General features: G+C 71.4%; 21 protein-coding genes, 1 pseudogene and 1 riboswitch. Of the genes and pseudogenes, 15 read left to right on the top strand and 7 right to left on the bottom strand.

The window, feature by feature from the left end; genetic code table 11:
- Positions 1-8: 8 nt before the first annotated feature.
- The 7 genes from ACFYW9_RS14955 to ACFYW9_RS14985 all read left to right on the top strand — a co-directional run bounded on the left by ACFYW9_RS14955 (position 9) and on the right by ACFYW9_RS14985 (position 6,810).
- Complete coding sequence (locus ACFYW9_RS14955) at positions 9-1,166, top strand: VWA-like domain-containing protein (RefSeq protein WP_389149440.1); 1,158 nt, start codon at positions 9-11, stop codon at positions 1,164-1,166.
- Positions 1,167-1,428: 262 nt separating this feature from the next.
- The gene (locus ACFYW9_RS14960) at positions 1,429-2,478 is read left to right on the top strand and encodes a hypothetical protein (protein ID WP_389149443.1); all 1,050 of its coding nucleotides are present in this window, start codon (positions 1,429-1,431) and stop codon (positions 2,476-2,478) included.
- A gap of 62 nt (positions 2,479-2,540) precedes the next feature.
- Positions 2,541-2,942, top strand: coding sequence for a pentapeptide repeat-containing protein (locus tag ACFYW9_RS14965; protein ID WP_389149446.1), 402 nt, complete (start codon positions 2,541-2,543; stop codon positions 2,940-2,942).
- 32 nt (positions 2,943-2,974) lie between these two features.
- A complete protein-coding gene (locus ACFYW9_RS14970; RefSeq protein WP_389149449.1) occupies positions 2,975-3,709 on the top strand; it encodes an HAD family hydrolase in 735 nt (244 codons plus the stop codon).
- A 26-nt stretch (positions 3,710-3,735) separates the two neighbouring features.
- Positions 3,736-4,329: a VOC family protein gene (locus tag ACFYW9_RS14975; RefSeq protein ID WP_389149452.1), complete on the top strand. Its 594-nt coding sequence runs from the start codon at positions 3,736-3,738 to the stop codon at positions 4,327-4,329.
- A gap of 227 nt (positions 4,330-4,556) precedes the next feature.
- The gene (locus ACFYW9_RS14980; RefSeq protein WP_389149455.1) at positions 4,557-5,501 is read left to right on the top strand and encodes an RNA polymerase sigma-70 factor; all 945 of its coding nucleotides are present in this window, start codon (positions 4,557-4,559) and stop codon (positions 5,499-5,501) included.
- A 112-nt stretch (positions 5,502-5,613) separates the two neighbouring features.
- The gene (locus ACFYW9_RS14985) at positions 5,614-6,810 is read left to right on the top strand and encodes an NAD(P)/FAD-dependent oxidoreductase (protein WP_389149458.1); all 1,197 of its coding nucleotides are present in this window, start codon (positions 5,614-5,616) and stop codon (positions 6,808-6,810) included.
- Between the two features lie 366 nt (positions 6,811-7,176).
- On the opposite strand, the gene ACFYW9_RS14990 is transcribed toward ACFYW9_RS14985, so the two are convergent.
- Positions 7,177-7,812, bottom strand: coding sequence for a TetR family transcriptional regulator (locus ACFYW9_RS14990; RefSeq protein ID WP_389149461.1), 636 nt, complete (start codon positions 7,810-7,812; stop codon positions 7,177-7,179).
- 971 nt (positions 7,813-8,783) lie between these two features.
- Between ACFYW9_RS14990 and ACFYW9_RS14995 the strand changes: the two genes are divergently transcribed.
- Entirely contained in the window at positions 8,784-9,872 is a 1,089-nt protein-coding gene (locus ACFYW9_RS14995; RefSeq protein WP_389149464.1) for an RNA-guided endonuclease InsQ/TnpB family protein, read from the top strand.
- Positions 9,869-10,105 (top strand): zinc ribbon domain-containing protein, encoded by a 237-nt coding sequence (locus ACFYW9_RS15000; RefSeq protein ID WP_389149467.1) that lies wholly within the window; start codon positions 9,869-9,871, stop codon positions 10,103-10,105. Before ACFYW9_RS14995 ends, ACFYW9_RS15000 begins: the two co-directional genes overlap by 4 nt.
- A 13-nt stretch (positions 10,106-10,118) precedes the next feature.
- Here ACFYW9_RS15000 and ACFYW9_RS15005 read toward each other — a convergent pair whose 3' ends face one another.
- Positions 10,119-10,340 carry a hypothetical protein gene (locus ACFYW9_RS15005; protein WP_389149470.1) on the bottom strand — a complete coding sequence of 74 codons (222 nt, stop codon included), beginning with the start codon at positions 10,338-10,340 and terminating at the stop codon, positions 10,119-10,121.
- A gap of 381 nt (positions 10,341-10,721) precedes the next feature.
- Between ACFYW9_RS15005 and ACFYW9_RS15010 the strand changes: the two genes are divergently transcribed.
- The 4 genes and pseudogenes from ACFYW9_RS15010 (at position 10,722) to ACFYW9_RS15025 (ending at position 15,443) form a co-directional block, all read left to right on the top strand.
- Positions 10,722-13,142, top strand: coding sequence for a SpoIIE family protein phosphatase (locus tag ACFYW9_RS15010; protein ID WP_389149473.1), 2,421 nt, complete (start codon positions 10,722-10,724; stop codon positions 13,140-13,142).
- A 205-nt stretch (positions 13,143-13,347) separates the two neighbouring features.
- A complete protein-coding gene (locus tag ACFYW9_RS15015; protein ID WP_389149476.1) occupies positions 13,348-14,085 on the top strand; it encodes a nucleotidyltransferase domain-containing protein in 738 nt (245 codons plus the stop codon).
- Between the two features lie 222 nt (positions 14,086-14,307).
- A pseudogene (locus ACFYW9_RS15020) lies at positions 14,308-14,545 on the top strand (IS701 family transposase); the annotation flags it as partial.
- A gap of 292 nt (positions 14,546-14,837) precedes the next feature.
- Complete coding sequence (locus ACFYW9_RS15025; protein ID WP_389149479.1) at positions 14,838-15,443, top strand: MBL fold metallo-hydrolase; 606 nt, start codon at positions 14,838-14,840, stop codon at positions 15,441-15,443.
- 46 nt (positions 15,444-15,489) lie between these two features.
- Here the strand turns inward: ACFYW9_RS15025 and ACFYW9_RS15030 are convergent, their stop codons facing one another.
- On the bottom strand, positions 15,490-16,698 hold the full coding sequence (locus ACFYW9_RS15030; protein ID WP_389149482.1) for an MFS transporter: 1,209 nt from the start codon (positions 16,696-16,698) through the stop codon (positions 15,490-15,492).
- Between the two features lie 90 nt (positions 16,699-16,788).
- On the opposite strand from ACFYW9_RS15030, the gene ACFYW9_RS15035 reads away from it, so the two are divergent.
- The gene (locus tag ACFYW9_RS15035; RefSeq protein ID WP_351863712.1) at positions 16,789-17,550 is read left to right on the top strand and encodes a DeoR/GlpR family DNA-binding transcription regulator; all 762 of its coding nucleotides are present in this window, start codon (positions 16,789-16,791) and stop codon (positions 17,548-17,550) included.
- Here ACFYW9_RS15035 and ACFYW9_RS15040 read toward each other — a convergent pair.
- The gene (locus ACFYW9_RS15040) at positions 17,537-19,096 is read right to left on the bottom strand and encodes a hypothetical protein (protein ID WP_389149484.1); all 1,560 of its coding nucleotides are present in this window, start codon (positions 19,094-19,096) and stop codon (positions 17,537-17,539) included. The genes ACFYW9_RS15035 and ACFYW9_RS15040 overlap by 14 nt on opposite strands.
- Positions 19,097-19,402: 306 nt before the next feature.
- A riboswitch (cobalamin riboswitch) is annotated at positions 19,403-19,580 on the top strand.
- Positions 19,581-19,910: 330 nt separating this feature from the next.
- Here ACFYW9_RS15040 and ACFYW9_RS15045 point away from each other — a divergent pair.
- Complete coding sequence (locus ACFYW9_RS15045) at positions 19,911-20,303, top strand: (2Fe-2S) ferredoxin domain-containing protein (protein WP_389149487.1); 393 nt, start codon at positions 19,911-19,913, stop codon at positions 20,301-20,303.
- Between the two features lie 113 nt (positions 20,304-20,416).
- Here the strand turns inward: ACFYW9_RS15045 and ACFYW9_RS15050 are convergent, their stop codons facing one another.
- From ACFYW9_RS15050 to ACFYW9_RS15060, 3 genes are all read right to left on the bottom strand, one after another.
- Entirely contained in the window at positions 20,417-21,211 is a 795-nt protein-coding gene (locus ACFYW9_RS15050) for an ArsR/SmtB family transcription factor (RefSeq protein ID WP_389149490.1), read from the bottom strand.
- A 250-nt stretch (positions 21,212-21,461) separates the two neighbouring features.
- Positions 21,462-22,226: a hypothetical protein gene (locus tag ACFYW9_RS15055; protein WP_389149493.1), complete on the bottom strand. Its 765-nt coding sequence runs from the start codon at positions 22,224-22,226 to the stop codon at positions 21,462-21,464.
- 200 nt (positions 22,227-22,426) lie between these two features.
- Complete coding sequence (locus ACFYW9_RS15060; protein WP_389149496.1) at positions 22,427-23,086, bottom strand: MSMEG_1061 family FMN-dependent PPOX-type flavoprotein; 660 nt, start codon at positions 23,084-23,086, stop codon at positions 22,427-22,429.
- Positions 23,087-23,088 lie beyond the last annotated feature (2 nt).

Consider the following 23,088-nt stretch of genomic DNA (forward strand, 5'->3'; position numbering starts at 1 on the left):
CCCTGGACATGACCAAGCTGCTCGCCGCCCGCTACCGGGCGGCGAGCGACCGGCCGTATCTGGCGGCCGCGTTGTACTCCCTGACCGTGGTGCCGAGCACGCAGGTGCCCACGATGGGGGTGGACCGGCACTGGCGCTGCTACGTGTCCCCTGCCTTCGTCGAGGCGACAGCGGTGCCCGAGCTCGCCGGCGTGTGGGTGCACGAGGTGGCGCACCTGCTGCGCGACCACCACGGCCGGGCGGAACGGCTCCCGGCCGCCGCCCAGCGTGACTGGCACCGCGTCAACGTCGCCCAGGACTGCGAGATCAACGACGATCTGCTCGCCGACGGGCTCCGGCTGCCCGAGGGGCGCATGGAGCCCCGCCTGTTCGGCCTTCCCGAGGGCCGGCTGTTCGAGGTGTACGTCGACCGGCTGCCCCCGCAGGTGCGTACGCCGGACTGCGGATCGGGCGCCCACGGCCGGCCCGGGCCCTGGGAGCTGCCGGGGGATGCCGGGTCGGCACGGATCGGGGAGATCGAGGCGCAGGCGCTGCGGCGGCAGACCGCCGACGCGATGCGCGCCCACCAGCGCACTCGCGGCACCCTGCCCGGGGGCTGGCAACGCTGGGCCGAGCAGATCCTGGAACCCACGGTGGACTGGCGGCAGGCGCTGTCGGGCGCGGTCCGGGAAGCCGCGGCCTGGGCGGGCGGAGCCGTCGACTACACCTATCGCCGTCCTTCGCGCCGCACCCCGGCCCTGCGCGGGGTCGTCCTCCCGAGTCTGCGCCGCCCGCTGCCGAGGGTGGCCGTGGTCATCGACACCTCCGGTTCGATGGGCGACGCCGAACTGGCCGCCGCCCTCGCGGAGGTGACGGGTGTCCTGCGTGAGGTGGGTGTACGGGGCAACCGCGTGACCGTCCTGGCGTGCGACGCCGATGTGCAGGCCGTGTCCCGGGTGGCGGCCACCGAGCAGATCACCCTGGGCGGCGGTGGCGGCACGGACATGCGCGTCGGCATCGAGACGGCGCTCGCGACACCGGACCGCCCGAACATCGTCGTGGTCCTCACCGACGGCTTCACCCCCTGGCCCGACGGGAATCCGCCCTGCCGGGTCATCGCGGCCCTGATCGGCTCCACGGCACCGCAGCCACCGAGCTGGGTGGAGACGGTACGGATTCCCACCTGACCCCACGGGCCCGGTGCACGCCCTGCCGGCTGAGGCCGCTGACCGGTCGATCCCGGGTCAAGGGGAGGGCGACCTCGGGGCCGGGCCGCAGATGCCGGTGGTCTCCACCGCGCCGGGGGCCGTGGCCGGTCGTCTCGGTGGACTCCGCGATCGTGCGCGCTCGTCTTCCTCTGGCCAGCCTGCTGACTCAGGGAGGCTGTGCGGTGTCAGCCGACGTGGATCGGTACGCCCATTGTCAGACGCTGCTGGCAGCATCACCGCTGTGAACGCCATCTTCACCACCCCGCCGCGGCCGTTCGACGTCACCGCGCTCTTTCCTCAGCTGGCCCCGCTGGCGCGCACGGCGACCCGGCTGCACCCGCGGCCCGGGTCGCCGACCGTGCACGACAGCTCCGTCGGCGGGCCGCTCCTGTGGCCCGCCGACGAGCCGTGGCCCTCCTGCGAAGAGCCGCACGACAGTCGCGTGACGAGAGTGGTGCACTCTCCGGACGACGTCCGGCTTCTCCGCCGTGTCCGAGCCGCGGCGGCCGAGCGGCTGCGCCTCGACCCCGAGGCACCCCAGTGGACTCCCGAGGAACGGGAGACCTGGGAACGGATCAAGGTGGGCCGCCCGTGGTTCGACGGGCCGATCCCCCTCCTCCCCGTCGCCCAGCTCTACGCTCGCGACGTCCCCTTCCCGTGCCCGCCCGACGCGGACCTCTTCCAGGTCCTGTGGTGCCCCTTCGACCACGAGGAGGCCGCCCACCCCCGAACAGCCCTCTTCTGGCGCTCCTCCGCCACCGTCACCGACGTCCTCGACGCGCCGCCCGAGCCGCCCGTCGTCCAGCAGGACTGCTACCTCCCGGAGCCGTGCCTGTTCTCACCGGAGCAGGTCACCGAATTCCCCAACCCCAGGGAACTGGACAAGGAACTTCGGGACCAGCTGGACGACATGAGTCGCTGGGAGACGATCGACCCCGCGCGGTACCACACGTACGCGGACGACCCGGGCGAGCTCTACCTGAACAACCTCTCCACCGCCCCCGGCTGGAAGACCGGCGGCTGGAGCAGCTGGCCCCGCACCGACCCCAGGCCCCGCCCCTGCCCCGAGTGCGGCACCGAGCAGGTCCCGCTCCTCACCATCGCCTCCTGGGAATGGGACGGCGGCAGCGAAACCTGGATCGCCGAGGAGGAACCGGCCAACCCGGCCCCGCCTCCCCTGGGCGCCCAGGACTGCAACTTCACCTTGATCGACATCATCGGCGGCTACGACCTCCAGCTCCACGCCTGCCCGGCATCCCCGGACCATCCCCACATCGAACTGATGCCGTGAGCCATCGCGGAAGTCCTCCGCGCCTGATCCATCCACCGCTCACGACTCACGAGTTGCACGCGGTGGCGAGCGGAAAGGAGAGGACCGAACCGCAGCAGGCGCAGGCTCAGGTGCAGAACGACTTCCGGGGCCGGCTTCTTCTTGCCTGGCCCGCGGGCCCGCCGAACGGGCCGGAGCACCCCACGCTCGTCGTGGACACGCAACTGCCCTGGCTCAGCAGCCGTCACCCCGATGTGCGGACGGCCTTGTGGGTCCTGGGACGCCGGGCCAATCTGCAGGGCGCGAGCCTGGTGCGCGCGGATCTGCGCGGTGCCCATCTGCAAGATGCCGACCTGCGGCGCGCCAACCTGCGCGGTGCGGATCTGACGGGCGCCGACCTGACCGGCGCGCAATTGGACGGGGCCGATCTCGCGGATACGCATCACGACGAAACCACCGTCTGGCCCGGCCAGTACACGCTGTGACGTGGCCGAGCGCCTGATGGCATGATCGACGCGTGATCAGCGAACCCGGCCGTCCCGATGCGGCGAGGTATGTCCTGTTCGATGTCGATGGCACGTTGATCGATGCCGTGGAGAACCAGCGCCTGGTCTGGCGAACATGGGCAGAGCGTTACGGGCTCGACCCCGACGAGGTTCACCGAGTGGCGCTGCGGACGAGGCCCATGGAGACCTTCGCGCAGGTCGCGTCGGACAAGGACCCCCGAGAGTGCCTGGCCGTGCTCCACGAGCTGGAGGACGAGGACGTTCGCTCCGGCACCTACGCGGCCTTCGACGGCGCCTTGGAACTGCTGAGTGCTCTGCGGCCCGGGGCCTGGGCGTTGGTGACCTCGAACTACGAGCACCGGGTACGTGGGCGCTTCGCGCGGACGGGTCTGCCGGTGCCTGAGGTCTTGGTGGACGCGGCCGCCGTGGCGGAAGGGAAACCGTCGCCGGTGCCGTATCTGCAGGCCGCCGCGCGACTCGGCGCCGGACCGGAGGAATGCCTGGTCATCGAGGACGCCCCCTCCGGGGTGCAGTCCGGACTGCGTGCCGGGATGACGGTGTGGGGCGTCAACACCGCCGACACGGAGAACGGCGCGCACCGCCATTTCGACAGCCTGCGCGATGCCGTCGCCGACATCCTCGCCTTCGCGTCGGGCCTCGCACCTCACCGGCCCGAGGGAGCGCGGGACACCTCGCCGCGCTCCAGCCCGTGGTGGCCGACAGGGGCGGAGACAATGGGGAGCTGAGGGGTTCGACGGCTTGGGGAATCAGGTTGCTGACGGGGATCGTGATCGACGCGCTGGATGTCGCGCGCATGGACCGCTTCTGGCTGGACGCTACGAAGGGCCGGACGGGCGGCCTGCGACTGCGTTTCGTGCCGACCGCGATCCCGAAGGCGTCGCCCAAGAACCGACTTCACCTCGACCTGGCCGGGGGACCCGACTGGGAAGCCGAGGTGGCGCGCCTGTTCGCACTCGGTGCGACGCGGGTCGACATCGGCCAGGGGGACGTTCCGTGGGACGTGCTGGCCGATCCGGAGGGCAACGAGTTCTGCGTGCTGCGTCCTGGCCACCCCGGCGTGCTCGCCGGCTCCGGCCTCGTCGCGGTCTGCCTCGACGTCGCAGAGGACGACCGCTTCGCGCAGTCGGCCTTCTGGCAGTCCCAGGCCGACTGGCACGCGGCCGAGCACCACGACTGGGGCGTCCGGCTGCGCCGGAGGCCCTCCAGTCCGGTCTCGCTGGTGATGGGCCCGCCCGCGGCGCCGAAGGCGGGAAGGAACAGGCTGCGCCTGGAGGTCACCCGACCTGACGGAGAACCAGGCGAGTTCCTCGACGCCGCCGGCAACGAGTTCCACGTCACGAACTGACCGGGTCCCGTGCCACCTGCCACCTGCCACCTGCCACCTGCCACCGCGTGGCACCCGTGCAGGGGCACCTTTCCTGCCCGCACGGGTGAACGCCGCCGACCGCCACGCCGGTCCGACGCCGGTCGCCCGGCGTCGGCCCGGTCTGCCAACGAGCCCGTAGACCTCCGTCGTTGTCAGGCGGAGGGCCACCCTGTCGATCCGGCGCGGAGGCGCCTAAGATCGCAGGCATGTCCCTGAGCATGAGTGACGTGGACCGATTCGAGGCCGCCAGGCCCCGGCTGGAGGCCATCGCCTACCGGCTGCTCGGCTCGTCGGGCGAGGCGGAGGACGCCGTGCAGGAGACGTTCCTGCGCTGGCAGACCGCCGACATCGGCCGGATCGAGGTGCCCGAGGCCTGGCTGACCAAGGTTCTCACCAACCTCTGCCTCAACCAGCTGACTTCGGCCCGCGCGCGGCGCGAGACGTACGTGGGACGGTGGCTCCCCGAGCCGCTGCTCGCCGGGGACACGATGCTCGGCCCCGCCGACACCGCCGAGCAGCGCGAGTCCGTGTCGTACGCCGTCCTCGTCCTGCTGGAGCGCCTGTCGCCCAAGGAGCGGGCGGTGTACGTCCTGAGGGAGGCCTTCGACTACCCGCACCGGGAGATCGCCGAGATCCTGGACATCACCGAGGCCGCCGGCCAGCAGATCTACCACCGGGCCAAGAAGCACGTCGCCGAGGGCAAGGCGCGCACCGAGGTCGACGAGGACGCCGCACGGCGGATCGTCGAGGAGTTCCTGGCGGCGGCGACCAGCGGCCGCACCGACCCCCTCATCCGCCTGCTCACCCAGGACGCCGTCTCGGTCGGCGACGGCGGCGGCAAGGTCCCGGCCCGCGCGAAGGCGTTCGAGGGCGCGCACGCGGTCGCCACCTTCCTGCGCGGTCTCTTCAAGCCCAGCGACGCCAAGCGGAAGTACATCGGCGGCGCGCCCGACATGTACGCCACAACCGCCAACGGTGAGCCCGCGATCGTCGCCGTCGTGGACGGCAGGGTCGTCGGGATCACCTGCCTGGAGGTCACCGCGGACGGCATCGTGGCCGTCCGGAGCCAGGTCAACCCCGACAAACTCGTCCGCGCGACCCGGCAGTGGGCCGCCACGGACCACGGGGAGGGACCGCTCTACACGCTCTGACGTGATGTGGCGCAGGTCACATCCCGATCCTGTCAGGAAACGCCGGGCTGCCCGGTTCAAGGGGCGACACCACGCCGGACCACGGCGGACCCGCCCAGACAGGAGCACGGACATGCAGCACCGCATCGTCGTCCTCGGAGCCGGCTACACCGGAGCCACCGCCGCCGGCCGCCTCGCCAAGAGGCTGCACCGCGAGGACGTCACCATCACCCTCGTCAACCCGGAGCCCGACTTCGTCGAGCGTGTCCGGATGCACCAGGTCGCCACGGGCCAGGACCTCAAGCCGCGGCCGTTCAGCGAGATGTTCGCCGGCACGGGTGTGGAGCTGAAACTGGCGAAGGTCACCGCCGTGGACGCCGACCGCAGGACGGTCTCCGTCACCGGTGCCGACGGCCCGGCCGACCTCGCTTACGACACCCTGGTCTACGCCCTCGGCAGCGGCTGGAACTGCGGGGACGTGCCCGGTACCGCAGTACACGCCGACGAACTGGCCAGCCGCCCCGGCGCCCGCCGCCTCCGCGACCGCCTCGCCGCGTTGGACGCCGGCATGCCCGTGACCGTCGTGGGCGGCGGCCTGACCGGCCTGGAGGCCGCGACCGAGATCGCCGAGGCCCGCCCGGACCTCAACGTCTCCCTGGCCGCGCACGGCGCCCTCGGCGACTGGCTCTCGGAGAAGGGCCGCGCTCACCTGCGGAAGGTGACCGACCGGCTCGGCATCGAGGTTCACGAGCACGCGGCGGTCACCGCCGTGACGGCGGACGGCGTGACGACCGCCGACGGACGAACCGTCCCCGCTGCGGTCACCGTCTGGACCACCGGCTTCGCCGTCCATCCGATCGCCCGGGCCACCACCCTGGAGGTCACCGAGCGCGGCCAGATCGTGGTCGACAGCACCATGCGCTCGGTCTCCCACCCGGACGTCTACGCCGTGGGCGACGCCGCGATGGCCATCGGCCCCCAGGACAAGCCCCTCCGCATGTCCTGCGCCTCGGGCGTCCCCATGGCCTGGCAGGCCGCCGACGCCATCGCGGCCCGCCTCACCGGCGCCAAGGTCCCCCAGGTCTCCATCCGCTACTTCCAGCAGTGCGTCTCCCTCGGCCGCAGGGAGGGCCTGATCCAGTTCGTCACCGCCGACGACCGAGCGGTCGACCGCGCCCTGACGGGCCGCGTGGCCGCCCTCTACAAGGAGCTGATCTGCAAGGGCGCGGCGTGGGGCGTCGCCAATCCGACGGTGGGCATGCCGTCCCGGCGCCGGCGAGTCGTACGGCAGGAGACCCAGGACCTGGCCCCCGCGGAGGCGACCGCCTGACCCGCCCCGGCCGAACCGGCCGAAGCCCCGGGCCGGACGCCCGGGGCTCGGACGCCCGGGGCTCGGACGCCCGGGGCTCGGACGCCCGGGGCTCGGACGGCGGGGCTCGGACGGCGGGGGCTCGGCTCCCGCCCCGGCCGCCTCGCACCTGCTCCGCGGGCCGGCCCTTCTCGCCCGTCGGCACGACCTCGTACGGCAGGACGGTCTGGCTGCCGGAGGCCGGGGGGCTTCCCGGCCCGGTGGCGGCCCGGCGGTGCTGCCGATCCGGTGGTGTCGTCGGTCAGGTGGTGGGCTGCCGTCGTGAGCCGGGCGGTGACGTGGTCCCGGTCTCCGCGCTCCTGCCCCCGACGGATGCCCGCACGCGGGTCAGTTCCGCTCCGGCACACCGAGAACAGCGCACACGGCCCGCGCTATGTGCTGCGGGGTCGCTCCCGGGTCGTGGGCGGGCAGCAGCATGTGGCTGAGGGTGAGACGTACGGCCAGATCGGCGGCCGCGCCGCGACGGTCCTCCGCGGTCTCCGGGACTGTCTCGCCGAGCCACGCGCAGAGCAGTCGCCGGGTGCTGGAGAAGACGGGCTCGGGTCTGCTGGTCAGGAAGGGCAGCAGGGCATCGGTGCCCCCGCGCGTGGCGGTCAGTACGGCGCCGATGAACGGGTTGACCGCCGCCTGTTCCAGGGCGTGGGCCACGGCTGCCTCCAGTGCCGGGGCGAGGCGACCGCGGTGGGCGTCCAGTATCGCGGCGAGGCCGATGAGGAACGCGTCCGTCTCGTGCTCCACCAGGGCGCGGCCGATCCCCGCCCGGTCGCCGAATTCCTTGTAGATCGACGGGCGTGATACGTCGGCCCGCAGGGCAAGGTCGGCCATCCGGACGCGGTCCCAGCCGTCTTCGGCGGCCAGCGATCTCGCCTCGGCGACGACCCGCTCGCGCATCTGCCTGCGCCAGGCCACACGGGGTGGATCCGGCCGGGAACGCGGAGCCGTGGAGGCGTGGCCGTCAGACATGGCCGCAGTGTGCCATGGCGGGCACGGGGTGCACGCGGCGTACGTGGTGCGCGCGGCGCTGTGACGGTGGTCCGCGCGCGGGATGTCGTACTGCGGCGCCCCTCGGCAATGCCGGGCCGCCGTCGCGCGGGGCCGCTTCGGCCCGTACTCCTTCCGGCCGCCTCAGGGCGATGACGTTGCGTCCGTATAGGGACGGCGCGGACTGCCCTTTTCCACGCGCTTCCGCCGGTCCCGCCCGGGAGTCGGCGGAAGCGCGCTTGGCGACGAGCGTGCCACCGCCTGCGCGGTTCGACAAAGGGGGCTCGGTGTAAATGTTCTGATGGGTCGTCAAGTGAAGAAGTGCTACTTCATCGCGGCACGTGCGCCTGGTCGGTCCGTACGGTGGGGAAGCCACGCCACGAGCCGGTGACGCCGAGGCCTGCCGGCCGCCGGCACCGACCGGCGCCACCGGGCCCGGCACAGGCCCGAGGGGCGTCATCGACCCATGCGGGTGGGCCGCTGCGAGACCCGTGTCGGAGGTCAGGGCTCGTCGTACCAGGCGACCGCCGCGATCCGCCAGCCCTGTGACGTGCGGACGAACTGGATGGTCTTCGCACCCGCTCCCTCGAACCGCCGGCCGTCCAAGATCCCGGACTTGCTGTACTCGCTGAACCGCGAAGCGATATCGCCCGCGATCTCTGTCCGTTCGGAAGTCTCCCACCTCGTTTCCTTGCAGGGTGCCCCGGCCTTCAGGCCTCGGTGAATGCGAGTCCCTGTGGAGCAGGGCAGGGACAGAGGAGTCGCTGTCAGGGCGATTCGCCGTCGCCTTGACGGCGTCGAGGGTGATCTCGAGCAGGTGCGGGATTTTGGCGCCGAGGGGCTGCTGGTCGGCGGTCGGTTGAGCGCTGAGCCGGGCGTGGGGTTCTTCGGGTGCGAAGCGTGAATATGAACATTCCGCTGTTATCGCGTTATGGCGTCACTACAGTGACGGCATGGCGAAGTTCCGCATGTACCCCACATGCACGCAGGAGCAGCAGATGTTGCTGCACTGCGCGCACGCCCGGTACGTGTGGAACCTGGCGGTCGAACAGCACGCGCACTGGCGCAGGTGGCGCAGGTCGGCTCCCGGTTTCGTCGAGCAGTGTCGTCAGCTCACCGAGGCCCGGCGCGACAACGCATGGCTGGCCGCGGGCAATGCCGATGTGCAGCAGCAGGCGCTGAAGGACTTCGCCGCGGCCAAGAACGCCCGCTTCAGGTCCGGGTTCGGTGAGCCGACCTGGCGCAGGAAGTTCGTGCATGAGGGCTTTCGTGTCATCGGCACCGACCGTGTCCCGGAGTTCGAGGCGGATGGTTCGCCGAAGCTGAACGCGAAGACCGGCAGGCAGGTCATGGGCCGCTCGGTGGTGGTGCACAGGCTTAATCGGCGGTGGGCGCGGGTGAAGGTGCCCGGCTGCGGCTGGGTCCGCTTCCGGCTCACCCGGCCCGTCCTGCCGGCCGCGAAGACGTTCCGGGTCACCTGCCGCAACGGCCGGTGGCACATCGCCTTCGCCGTCGTCCCCGCACCCATCGACGGGCCCGGTACGGGTGAGGTCATCGGTATCGACCGGGGCGTGAGGATCACCGCCGCCCTCTCCGACGGGCGGAAGCTGAACTGCCCCCAGCTCACCGTCAAGGAACGCGCGCAGGTCCGTAAACACCAGCGCCGGGCCGCCCGCGCCCCCAAGGCAAGCGAACAGAAGACCGCCGAGTACGCCAAGGCGGCCAGGCTCAGGGCGCGTGAAGCAGACCGGCGCAAGGACTGGTGCGAGAAGACCAGCACGATGCTCGCCCGTACCTATGACGTGGTGCGGTTCGAGAAGCTGAACATCAAGAACATGACCCGCTCGGCCAGGGGCACCACCGAGCAGCCCGGCCGGCAGGTCGCCCAGAAGGCCGGCCTGAACCGAGTCGTCCTGGCCCAGGGCTGGGGCCTGCTCCGCCAACGCACCGAACACAAGGCCCCGGGCCGCATCGAGGACGTGCCGGCCCCCTACACCAGTCTGCGCTGCAGCGCCTGCTGGGGGCACCTCCCACGCCCTTGAGGCAGTGGGGGAGGATCGACAAGAACTCGCGCAAGAGCCAAGCCGAGTCCGTCTGCTCCTCCTGCGGCTTCACCTGCAACGCGGACACCAACGCAGCAACCAACGTCGCGGCAGGACAGGGCGGGATCCCCCGCCCCCGGCGAACAGCCGGTGCCGGAGGGACGACACCGCCCGAACAGCGGTCGAGCGTCCGTGAACCCCAACCCAGCCAGGTTGGAATCCCCCTCTTTTAAGAGGGGGAGGATGTCAATCGGAGAACTCGACCAGGCGGCCGTCGGTCAGCAGTTGCCGGCGGGGCTCGATGAACTCGTCGACGGTGTGGACGGTGAACTCCGGGCCGGTCTTGACGATCACACCGCCCGGGAGAACCAGTCGGCTGATCCGGTCCACGTCGGCAGCCTTGCCGTCCTGGTTGTCGAAGGCGCCGAAGAACTCTGCGGTCACTGCGTCTATATCGGTCTTGGACATGGCGCGACGGTAACGCGAAAGCGGCCGGACTCCGCCTGCCTCTGTGCCGACCGGGAAACCTTCGCACCACGGGGTCGGGCCCGGCCGGATCGAACGATGACCGGGCTTGCCGGACGCCGCCGCCTCCACCGACGCCACGAGCGCAAGACCGCACACTTCCTCGCCTTCGCCGGCCTCCGTGACGAAGCGGTCCCGAGACGTGGCCACCCCCTTCGCAGGCATGTGCCTGTCCCTGCAGGCGTGTGCCTGCACACGCTGAGCGCCGCCATGTCACTCCTGTCGAACCGCCGAGCCGGGAGGAACGGGAGAGTCGCGGACGGAGACCGGGAGGAGGAACATCGGAGTCACGGAGGCAAAGTGGTGGTTATGGGGACGCCCTCGATGCATTTCAGTGAGAGTCCGGAGGATCCGTTCGCCCTGGGGCATGCCGCTTCGGCCGTGCTCGACGATCACGGCACGGTGGTCGGCTGGAGCGCACGTGCGCAGGAGCTGCTGGGCTACCGCGCCAAGGAAGTGATCGGACGGGCGTGGCGGGACCTCCTGGTCGACGCCCGGGACCTGCCTGTCGCGCGGTCCGTCGTCGTGGACGCCATGAGGGCAGGGGGCTGGTTCGGAGTCCTGCCCGTCCGGCACCACGACGGACGGCGTGTGGAGATGGGTTTCCGGGCCCGCGCGATCACCCGCGACGGAGATCGTCAAGAGTGGTTCCTGGTCGGTGCCCCTGCCTCGGAAATCGTTGCCTGGCAGCGGGACCGCGCGCTGCTGGACGGCCTGTACCACCGGTCCCCGATCGGTCTGGCCATCCACGGTCCGGACAGGAAGGTGATCCGGGTCAACCGCGCGATCGAAAAGGCGAGCGGCATCACGGCCGAGGCGCCGGTGGGCCGCAGTTCCGGTGAGTTCCTGGTCGACGAGGACGCGGGTCCGGCCGAGGAGCGGGTACGCCACGTCCTGGAGACCGGCGAGCCGTTGATCTTCACGGAGCAGTCGGCGCGCACACGCCACGCTCCGGGGCGGGAACGGATGGTGTCCGTCTCCGCGTTCCGGATGGAGGACTCCTCGGGCAGGGTTCTCGGCGTGGCGGAGACGATCGAGGACGTGACCCAGCGTTACCGGGCCCGCCGCAGGCTCACTCTGCTGAACGAGGCGAGCGCCCGGATCGGAACCTCACTGGACGTGACGCAGACGGCCCGGGAACTGGCCGAGGTGGCCGTCTCCGGCTTGGCCGACTACTGCTCGGTGGACCTCCTGAAGCCGGTGACACTCGGTGACGAACTGCCTTTGGACATGGCGGGTGGACTCCTGCGCGTGGCCTTGTCGCCCCCGGAACCACGGGTCCCGTTCCAGGAGGGCGACGTGGTCCCGCTCCTTCCGGAGTCCCCGCAGGCGCGGTGCCTGGCCGAGCGTCGCCCGATTCTCGAACGGCTGCTGTCCCTCCGCCCCGAGTGGTACGCCATGGACCGGCGGCGGATCGAGGTCGCCATGGGTCTCGGCGTCCATTCCCTGATCGCGGTGCCCCTGATGGCACGCGGCCTGGTACTGGGCGTGGTGAGTCTGTGGCGAGTGCGCCATTCGGAGCCTTTCGAGGACGACGATGCCGCGGTGGCCCATGAGTTCTCCTCGCGTGCGGCCGTCTGCATCGACAACGCGCGCCGCTTCACCCAGCAGCAGAACGCCGCTCTGACGCTGCAGCGCAGTCTGCTGCCGGGTACGGTGTCCGATCTGCCGGCTGTCCAGGTGGCCTGCCGGTACCTGCCGGCGAGCGGTGAACTGGGCATCGGTGGTGACTGGTTCGACGTGATCCCGTTGTCAGGGGCCCGAGTCGCCCTCGTCGTGGGAGACGTGGTCGGCCACGGAATCCACGCCGCGGCCTCGATGGGGCGCCTGCGCGCCGCCATGCGCACCCTGGCCAGCCTCGACCTGGAACCGGACGAGGTGGTGGCCCGGCTGGACGATCTGGTCAGTCTGCTGGCCGCCGAGGTGGAGACGAACGCCGGGGGCAACCAGTCGGCGATCGAGCAGGTGCTCGGGGCCACGTGCGTCTACGCGGTCTACGACCCGGTCTCCCGGCAGTGCTCCCTGGCACGCGCCGGCCACCCGGCACCCCTGGTGTCCACGCCGGACGGTCAGGTGACCGTGCTCGACCTGCCCGCGGGTCCACCGCTCGGACTTGGCGGACTGCCGTTCGAGACGCACCACCTGGAACTCCCTGAGGGCAGCCTGCTCACGCTCTACACCGACGGCCTCCTGGAGGCGCGCGGCGGCGATATCGATGCCGCGCTGGAGAGCCTGGAGGAATGCCTCGCCCACAGTGGCGACGCTCTGGAGCGCACGTGCGACGGGGTGGTCGAAGCGCTGCTGCCCACGGACCGCCGCCCCACCGACGACATCGCGCTGCTCATGGCCCGTACCCGGGTACTGCCGCCGGAGAACTTCGCCACCTGGCACCTGCCTCTGGAAGCGACCGCCGCTGCCCGCGCCAGGGAGCTGGCCACGGCGAAACTGGCCGAATGGGGGCTGTCGGAAATGGCCTTCACCACCGAGCTGGTCGCCAGTGAGCTCGTCACCAACGCCTACCGGTACGCGGACAGCCCCGTCACCCTGCGCCTCATCCGTACACACTGTCTGATCTGTGAGGTGTCCGACGCCAGCCACACGTCCCCTCACCTCCGAAGGGCCCTCAGCACGGACGAGGGCGGACGCGGGCTCTTCCTGGTCGCGCAGCTCACGGAGCGGTGGGGCACCCGCTACACCCACGACGGCAAGACGGTCTGGACGGAGCAGCCTCTGCCGCCCTCCTGACCACCCGCGGCCTCCACGTCTTCCCCGACCACGGCCCACCGCGACAGCCGACCGGCCGGCGGACGGGACGCGGCAACGAGGGCCTTCGTCGCCGCTCGGCGAGCCGTGGCCGTACCGCACGATCCGGAACGAGGGCCTGTGCCGAGAGCGGCGGAGCCGGGAAACCCCTCGCGCCGGCGCTGGTGGGCGTGCCAGCCTGGCGATCATGAGCAGTGACGCCGATGACCCGGCCCACCCCGTCGACCAGGCGCGGCGCCTCGCCGCAGAGCGGTTCCCCGACGCCCTGAGCGTGGTGCTCGCCGGCTCCACCGTGTCCGGCCGCGCCACCACCACCAGCGACCTGGACATCGCGATCCTGATCGAGGACGGCGGCGAGACCCGCCGGGAGACTGTCCGCTTCGAGGGACGGCTGGCCGAGCTGTTCGTCCACACGCGGGCCGGCCTCGACGAGCTCTTCGCCGCCGACACGGCCTCCCGCCGCGGAGTCATGCAGCGCATGTACGCCGACGGCCTGGTCCTTTCCGAGCGGGACGGAGCGGCCGCCCGCATCAAGCGGCACGCTGAGGACGCGCTGCGTGAGGGCCCCGGTGCCCTGGCCCCCGCCACCGTCGAGAGCCGGCGCTACGTGCTCACCGATGCGCTGGACGATCTCGCCGACGCCGCGGACGTCGTCGAGCGACTCGCCGTGGCCGCCGTCGTCCTCAGCACCGCCGCGGACCTCCTCTTCGACCACTGCCGAGCCTGGACCGGGGGCGGCAAGTGGTTGCCCCGCCGTCTGCTGGAGGCCGACCCCGGGCACGGCGGAGCGCTCCTCGACGGCCACCGCCGCCTCTGCGAGAACGGCGAGCCGGAGGACTTCGCCGACGCCGCCGCGGAGATCCTCACCCTCGCAGGCGGCCCCCTCCGAGAGGGCTACGCCCGGACATGGCACGCCGCCCCCTAGGACCTGTCCGGTCGATCACGGCGGAGATCACCGACGCTCCCTGGTGGGCGCCGGTGAGCGGGGTGTGGTGCGTGCGGCTGCAAGGCGGAGGAGGGAGGCGACGCGGTGGGGGCACCTCCCGGCCGAAGGCTGGGGGACGTCGTCGACCGACGACAACGCCGCTGGGGGTCCCCCCTGCTCGCAGAGCTCGGGGGAGTGCGTGCCACACCCCGCGTCTGCGCCGTGATCGACCGGACAGGTCCTAGCCCCAGCCCTCCGGGCCACCTGGCGCCGGGACTGCTCGCGGACCTGCCGCGGAAGAACCGCTGGACCATCGCCGAAGGGGCAGGGGAGGCGACCCCCGACACCATGCGGCGCCTACTGAGCCGTGCCAGAGTGGGATGCCGATGCCGATGCCGTCCGTGACGACCTACGCGTCTACGTGGTCGAGCACCCGCACGACGACCGGGCGGTACTCGTGGCCGGCGCCGGTGCGCGCGGCACGCACCACGGTCCCGACGGGCGGATGCGGACCACGAGCGGAAGGAGCCCCCTGTGCTGAGGCAGGTCGCCGAGGGCGTGCTGATCCACGAGAGCGAGTTCGTGCGGAGCAACGCCGTCGTCGTGCAAGGCCGCGCCGGGGTGCTGCTCATCGACGCCGGGGTGCAGGGCCACGAAATGGTCTGCCTCGCCAACGACCTGTCCGATTCAGGTCAGGCCGTTGTGGCGGGGTTCTCCACGCATCCTCATGGGATCACCTGCTCTGGCACGCCATGCTGGGCCCGGCGCCTCGTTACGGCACGGCACGCTGCGCGGCCACTGTCCGGGAGCGCCTGCCGGACGAAGGGGCCAAGGCCCGCGTGACCGCGTTGATACCGCCGGACATCGTCGAGCAGGTACCGCTGGACCTGCTGGGCCTCATCGCCGGTCTGCCCGCCGGGACGGCGCGGATCCCTTGGGACGGCCCACTGGTCCGGATCATCGAACATGACGCGCACGCCCCGGGCCATGCGGCGCTGTTGATCGAGGAACACGGTGTTCTCGTCGCAGGCGACATGCTCTCCGACGTACTGATTCCGATGCTCGACCTGAACGACACCGCTGACCCGGTCGAGAACCACCTCGCCGCACTGAGGCTGCTCGAGGACGTGGCGGACGACGTCGATGTCGTCGTCCCCGGGCACGGGTCCGTCGGCCGCGGTGACGAGGTACGCGCACGGATCGGCCAGGATCGCGCGTACGTGCACGCCTTGCGTGACGCCCGGGCCCCCGCCGACCCGCGGGTCGGCCCGTCGGCCACGTACGGCAGGGATTGGCTGCCCGGCGTGCACGAACGGCAACTCCGGCACCTCGCCCGAAGCGGCGAGCCCGACCGATGAGAAGGCCTTGTGCGGCACGGGCTCTGGGAGCGTGCCGCGCCGGCGGTCAGTGGCCGCTCCGTGCCGTCTCGTACTGGGGCGTGCGGTCGGACCCGGTGCGCAGGATCCCGGCGGCCACGGCGGTCGTCACACACAGCAGGGTCAGCAGGACGAACGCGTGGTTCAGGGCCACGAGATGGGTCAGCCAGCCGATGACGGCGGGACCGGCGAGCATGCCGACGTAGCCGAGCCCGGCGACACGGGAGACGTTGGCACCGGCGGCCGCGGGATCGGTGTGCCCGGCCGCGCTGAACAGTTGCGGGACGGTGCCGGACAGGCCCAGGCCGAACAGCGCCCAGCCGGTGAACGCGGCCCACATCCACGGGCCGAGAGCCACGAGCGTGATGCCGACGGCGGCCATGGCCGCGCCGTGGCGCAGGATCGCCACGGAACCGAACCGCGTGACGAGGCGGTCGGCGACGAGCCGGCCGATGGTCATGGCCGCCGCGAAGGTGCCGTACGCGAAGGCGGCCGTGCCGACGGACGCACCGAGGACATCCTTCAGGTGCAGAGCGCTCCAGTCGTTGGCGGCGCCTTCGCACAGCATGACCATCAGCGCCAGGACGGCGAGGAGCCAGACGCGCCCCCCGGCTCCGCGCCGGGTGACGGTCGGTGCCACCTCGGGCTCTTCCGTGGAGCCGGTGCCGGCAACGGCGGGGGAGAGCGGCAGCAGGGCGCGCGCCGACGCCAGGGCGATCACGATGCCCACAGCTCCCATGACGGCCATGCTCGCGACCGGCTCCAGGCCGGCGGTCGCGGCACCCGCCCCGACGAGCGAGGCGATGACGCCGCCGACAGAGAAGGTGGCGTGGAAACCTGACATGACGGGCCGGCCGTACGCCTTCTCCACGTGCACGGCGTGCGCGTTCATGCTCACGTCCAGACAGCCGTTGCAGAACCCGAAGACCAGCAGGGCTCCGGCCAGCGTCCACGGATCGTGGGCAAGACCGGGGAGCACCAGGGACGCGCCGCACAGCACGCCGCCGGCGGGCACCACGACGCGCGCGCCGAAGCGATCGGTCAGCGGCCCAGCCACCTGCATCCCGGTGAAGGCCCCGAGCCCGAGCAGCACCAGCAGTCCGCCCAGCGTCGCGTGGCTGATGCCCACGCGCTCCTCGACGGCGGGAATGTGCACCACCCAGGCGCCCATCAGGGTGCCGCACAGGACGAAGTAGACATAGGTTGCCGCACGGGCGGCTCGAAGCGAACGTTCCATGCCGCGCACCGTAACGAACATATTGTGTGTTTGAAAAGTGCGGTAATGAACATCTTGCATGTTTGTTTTCTGATGGTGTTCAATCCCGCTATGAGCAACGCAGACCGGCACGGGCTGATCGCGAAGGCTGTGAGGGACTCCGGCGGCGCCACGGTCCAGGAACTCGCGGAGCTGACCAACGCCTCCGAGATGACCATCCGGCGCGACCTCGACACCCTGGCCGCGCAGGGCCTTCTCGAACGCGTCCGAGGCGGGGCGCGCAGCCTGCTGCTCAGAGGCGAGGAGCCCCCGTTCGCGTTGCGCGCGCACGAGGCGATCGACGTCAAGCGCCGGATCGCCGCCGAAGTCTCCGCCCTCATCGCCGACGGTGAGAGCGTCCTGCTGGACAGCGGCACCACCTGTCTGGAGGTCGCCCGCCTCCTGCGCGAACGGCCCGTCACCGTGATGCCCCTGTCCCTGCAGGCCATCCACCTGCTCGGCGAGACACCCGGCCCGGCCACACTGGTGGTGCCCGGCGGACAGCCGCGCGCCGCCGAGGGAGCCCTCACCGGCCCCCTCACCCTCGCCTCACTCGCGGCCCTGCGCTTCGACACCGCCGTCATCGGCTGCTGCGGACTGAGCGCCGCGGACGGCCTGACCGCCTACGATCTCGACGACGCCGCGGTGAAAAAGGCCGGCATCGCCTCCGCCCGCCGCACCATCGTGGCCACGGACGGCGGCAAGCTCGGCCGTACCGCCTTCGCCCACGTGGGTCCCTCCACGCTCCTGCAGACCCTCGTCACGGACACCACGGCACCCCCCGACGAGGTGACCGCCCTCGAAGGCGCGGGCACCATCGTCAAAACCGCCTGATCTGACGTCGGCCGACCGGTCGGATGTGGCTCTCGGCGAGGTTGCGCAGTTCGGCGCGCGTGAGTGCGGGGGCGGCGGCGGTCGCGACGGCACGGCCCCTCGGGAGGTAGCGGACACCGTCGATCTCGCAGATCAGCGGGCCCGCGCCGGTGTCGTGCACCAGAGCGTCGCCGACCGGAGCAGGGCCCCCGACGGTACGGCGCTCACTGCCGCGGGATCGTGAGATCCGCTGGAGGAACACCGGTGCCGCCACGTCTCCGCCGTCCGGGCGGAACAGGACCAGCACCAGCTCTCCGGGACTCGGGTGCAGCCGGATGTAACGCATGGGCTGCCATGCGTCGTCCCCGGCCGCGGAACGGGCGGCACGCAGTACCGGGCCGCAGAGGGCGGACCGATCCACGATGAACCAGCCGAGCCGGGCGAGGGAGACTATGGCGACCGTTCCGAACACGAGGAAGCGCCGCTGCCCGAGGTCGAGGGGGTCGTCGAGGACGCCGAGGCAGGAGAGCGGCAGGAAGTACCACGCACCGGTGCCGAGGGCGGTGTTCAGCACCCAGACGCGCGGCGAGACGGACGTACGGCCGAAGCCGCGGCGTGGCGAGGTCACCCGGGGACCCGGAGCGTGGCGATCGCCGTGACGGGCCGCGGCGGCGAGGGTCGCGTGGTTCAGGTCGTCCTCGAGAGCGGGCCACGTGTCCTCGCCCTCGTCGTCGTCCTCCTTGTCGCTCGCGGCCGCCTTCGGGGTGATCGCGGGTCGGGCCCGGCCCGCCCTCCGGACGCGTCGGGCGCAGACCAACGGGCTGATGACCAGTGCACCGCCAAGGCCGAGCAGACCGGGGCCGCCCCCGAGGACGGCGACCACCGTCAAGGAGGTCCGCGTGTCTATGGCCTCACCCAGGAAGGGCCAGGGCAGCGCGATGATCGGGACGTGATCGCCGGGACGGACAGCTGCCGTGTCGCAGTCCACAACCGCATGTTGCGAACCGTCGTCCCAGCTGACGACGCAGCCGTCCTCGGCCCGGTCCAGACGGACGAACTCGGCGGAGGTGTGTTTCCCGAGCAGGGCGAAATCCGCTGCCGCCAAGCCCACGGACAGCGACGCCACGAGCGCCAGCACCGCCCACAGCGGCGCGGTCGGCAACAGCGGCCGGCGGGCGGGTGCGAGGGCCGGGTGGGACTGTTCGCTCAGCCAGGCACCGATCGTCCGGGCGTCGTGTGTGCCCAGACCCAGCCGCAACACCTGGCCGTCGGGCGTCCGGTAGCGCAGGCCGACCTTCTCGAAGGCGGCCTGGCCCGTCGTCGTGACCGTCGCGTCCAGGGCCTCGCCGCCGCGCGGCAGGGCGGTGGCACTGCCGGAGCGGTCGAGGAAGACGGGTCCGTCGAGGCGCGGGTCGGCCAGCAGTCGGCCCTTGCGGCCGTCGAGTCGGCAGCGGAAGTGAACGGCCCGGCCCGCTGCCAGGCCGTGCCGCCTCCTTGCCGCCGCCCATCGGGCCAGCCCGGCCATGGCCAACGGGGCCACCACGAGGGCCACAATGCTGCCGATCATCGATTCCGTCGTCTCTTCGCTGCGAGCGATTGATTGATGTGAGTGAACGAAGAGTACGAGCGCTGCCAGAGACTCCGGCCCCGGGGGTGACCCCGTGACGCGTCATCCGGGTTCAGGCGAGACATGAGCGATCACTGGAAGGTTCCCCCCGTGGGCCCGGGTGCAAGGGCCCAGGAAGTGGCTGCCGCGTATGGGCTTCGTGGGCCTCCGCGTGGTGCTCCAGGGCGTGGCGGGCACAGCCGTGCCCCATCGGCCCGGGTTGCCGTACCCCGTGACCGATCGCACGAACTGACGGTACGACGGGCTTGATAGCCTCATCAGGCCAGTTGAGCCTCATCCGAGGCCAGGGAATCCGGTGCGAATCCGGAACTGACGCGCAGCGGTGAGGGGAACGGGCGGGGCACGCGAGCCACTGGGAGACCGGGAAGGCGCCCCGACCGGACGAACCCGAGTCCGAAGACCTGCCGGCACCTCCGCGCCCCGGCGCGGAGGACATCCACAGTCCAGGCTCCGCGTACGAGCCCTGACCCCGAGGTCTGCCCGTGCTCCCCACCCCCGCCCGTCAGTTGACACCCGCCCTGCCGGTCACCGCCGTGCCGGTCACCGTCTGCGGCGGCTCGAAGAACGACACCGAGGACACGACGAAGTCCGCCGCCGCGGGCTGCCCGGATCGACGACTGCGAGCACGAAGTCACCCGTGCGTCGGCTCTGTGAGAAGACCCCGGACGCCGAACCCGACCTTGTCGCCGCATCGCGCGTCCCGATCCTCGGCAAGGGCGACATCGCCAAGTGCGAGCAGCGTGAAGGGTGACGCGTGACATCTCGTGAGCGACCTGACGAAGTCCCTACGGAGCGAACCCCCGCCGAACCGGCGCCGTGCCGCGTCGTCGTCTGCCGGGACTGCTGCTGCGGAAGCCCGAAAGTCACCGGAGTGGATCACGCCCAGCAGACGGCACGCCTGGCCGAGAGCGCACCGGTGCGCATCGCGGCCTGCCTCGACGTGTGCGAACACGCCAACGTGATCGTCGTCCAGCCCTCCGCCGCCGCACGTGCCGCGGGCGCCCGCCCGGTCTGGCTCGGCCTCGTCAACGACCCCGAGGCCACGGACGACATCGCCGCCTGGGTCGAAGCCGGCGGCCCCGGCGTCGCCCCCTGTCCCGACATCCTCGACCTCTACGTCTTCACCCCGCCCCGAAGGGCGCGATGAGCGCGAAAGCCGGCCTGGTTGACGCCTTTTCTCTGGTCCGCCATCGATGCTGGGGCGGCAGCGTCATCGCATGGGTCGGTGACCTCGGGCCACACGTCGGGCCGAGCGTCCGGTCACGCATCGTCCGGGAGTGGTTCGCCGGTCTCCAGGAGCGACTTCAGGCTTGCCACCACGTTCGGCCAGCCGTGGCTGACCATCTCGGCCAGGCTCGATCCGGGCTCGAATCCGTCGTGTACGACGGTGAGCTTCACGACCTGCGCGGCGGCCTCCTCGATCGTGAAGGTGACCTTCGAGCGGGCCTCGCCGGACAGCTTGGCGAGCAGTTCCTCGTCCCAGTCGAAGCGCTTGGCCAGCTCCGGGGTGATGGCGTGCCAGGTGTAGGAGAGCCGGCTGTAGGGCTCGGCCTCCAGCACGACCTGCTTCGGGTCGCTGATCCGTACGCCGTGGTTGTCCCAGGTCATCGGTGAGCCGACGGACCAGTCCGTGGTGAACTCCGTGGCCCAGTAGCGGCGGGTGAAGGCGGGCTCGGTCAGCGCCTGCCAGAGCTTTTGCGGGGTGGTGCGGATGTAGGTGGTGTAGACGAAGGTCGGCGCGTCCATCGCGGGCTCCTCCAGGGCGAGTTTCAGGTCCGCCAGGGCTTGGACCCTGGTCCGGTCGTAGCGGCTGATCCACCGGTGAGCGATCTCGTGTACGGGCGCCGCGTTGAGGTAGTGCAGCTTTTCCCGGCCCCGCCGCACGGTCGTGACGAGCCCGGCCTCCTCCAGTACCGCGAGGTGCTTGCTGACGGACTGCCGGGCCATGTCGAGTCCTGTGCACAGCTCGCGCAGGGTCTGCCCGTTGTGTGCGTTGAGCGAGTCGAGCAGCGCGCGCCGCGTCGGATCGGCCAGCGCCTTGAACACCTCGTCCATGCCCGTCCCCGTACCCAGGCCGCCGCCTGTCGATATGCAGCCTTCCAGCTGCCTTTAATTTAGGCAGCCAATAGGCTGCATGTCAAGGTCCGCCCCGCAGCCGGACGAGGGTCGCGGGGTCCCCGTACCGTTCGGCGGTGCCGACGCCGAACGAGTTCGCCTGGATGTGTATGGACGAAGCCCGCGGGAGGGCATCCGGACATCTGGTCGACGGCTGCCTGGTGGACGCTGACCGGTCCTCAACACGTAATCAGCGTTGGGGATCCGGTCGAGGTGACCACATGGACGCGGCCGCTTTGGCCGTGTGCCGCACCTGGTCAGCGGTCAGGCGCCGGAGGTCCCAGATCAGCGTGGCCACGCCGGCCGCCGCCGGTTCCTGCGTGTGGGGCTCCTCGGAAGGCGGGACGCCGGTCAGGGCGACCAGGTCGCCGACGGGAACACCCAGCACGGTCCCGAAATCGGCCACGAGGCCGGGGGTCAGCTCCTTGCGGCCGGCGCCCACCATTCCGTACGTGGACGCGGACCAGTACCGGCCGGTCAGGGAGTGGAAGACCCTGGCGATGCCCATCCAACGCAGGTTCCTGTATCTGAGCATCCGGACGAGCAGGGCCCCGGGCGGTCCAGGGGGCGGGGCATCGACCCGCGGGAACGACGGTGACTGGGCGACCTTCCGCTGTGGCAACGACCGGACGAGGTGGAGCAACTCGCCCTTCTTCTCGGACGGGAGCTCTACGGCACGCCTCACGACCTGTGGTACCCACTCCCCGGCCTCCGCGTCCAGGGGAGCGAGGTCGTCCGGAACGGCCACCCCCGCGATCACGAACACGTCTGCGGCATGGAGACCGAGTGCGGGTCCGAGCTGTCGGAGCAGGGACGGGCTCGGCGCGATGCCGGCGAAGACCCTTTGGAGCTCGGGTTCGGGGACTCCGGATCGCCGTGCCAGAGTGCCGATGTCCAGCTTCCTGTGATCCAACAGCCTTGCCAGCAGCACACCGAAGCCCGGATATCCCGTCATGCCGCCAGCGTAGAAGGGTGATCGCCTGCCTGTCCGCCGGTTCCGACGGCATCGGGCAGGGCGAACCCGTCGCCGAGGCGGCGGCCGGACCGCCGACGCCGCGGGTGACCTCACGGGAGGCCCCGCGACGGCGCTCGGGGCATGCCGGTCCGGGGATTCGGCGTGCTGCTGGTGGTTCGGCGATCGCTGTCGGCGGCCCGCTACTCGTAGCGGTACTTCAGCGAATCCGCCTCCGCCTGCTCGATGTCGGCGATCGTCAGTTCCGGCATCCGCAGTTGAGCCAGCGTCACCTCGGCCGAGGTCGGCTGGGCGTCCGCCGACAGCCACTGGTCCGGCTTCCAGGCCCCGCTGCGCAGGAGCGCCTTGGGGCAGTGCGGGTAGACCTCCTCGATCCCCAGCACCAGCGCACTGGCCGGCGGTTTGCCCACGGCGGTCAGCTGGGACAGCAGCTCCGGGCGGGTGGAGACGCAGGCCCGGCCGTTCACTCTGAGCGTCGTGGTGCGCCCCGGGATGACGAACAGCAGACCGGCCCGTCCGGTGGCGACGACATTCTGCAGGGTGTCCAGACGCTTGTTGCCGGTCGCGTCCGGTATCGCCACCGTCCGTGTGTCCAGGACGGCGACGAACCCGGCGGGGCCGCCGCGCGGGGAAACGTCGCAGTTGCCCTCGGCGTCCGTGCTGGCGACCAGGACCAGCGACGAGCATCCGATCAACCGCCTGGTCTGTTCGGTGAGTTCGGTCATCTGCTTGCGCACGGCGGCGTCGCCGGGGAGTTCGTAAGCCCGGCGCAGTGCCTCCTGGTCGGGCACGGCGTCGAGAAGGAGCGAGTCGAAGGCACTGCCGGCAAGGGATGGCGTCATGA

The organism is Streptomyces sp. NPDC002698 (genome assembly GCF_042888945.1).
GTDB lineage: Bacteria > Actinomycetota > Actinomycetes > Streptomycetales > Streptomycetaceae > Streptomyces.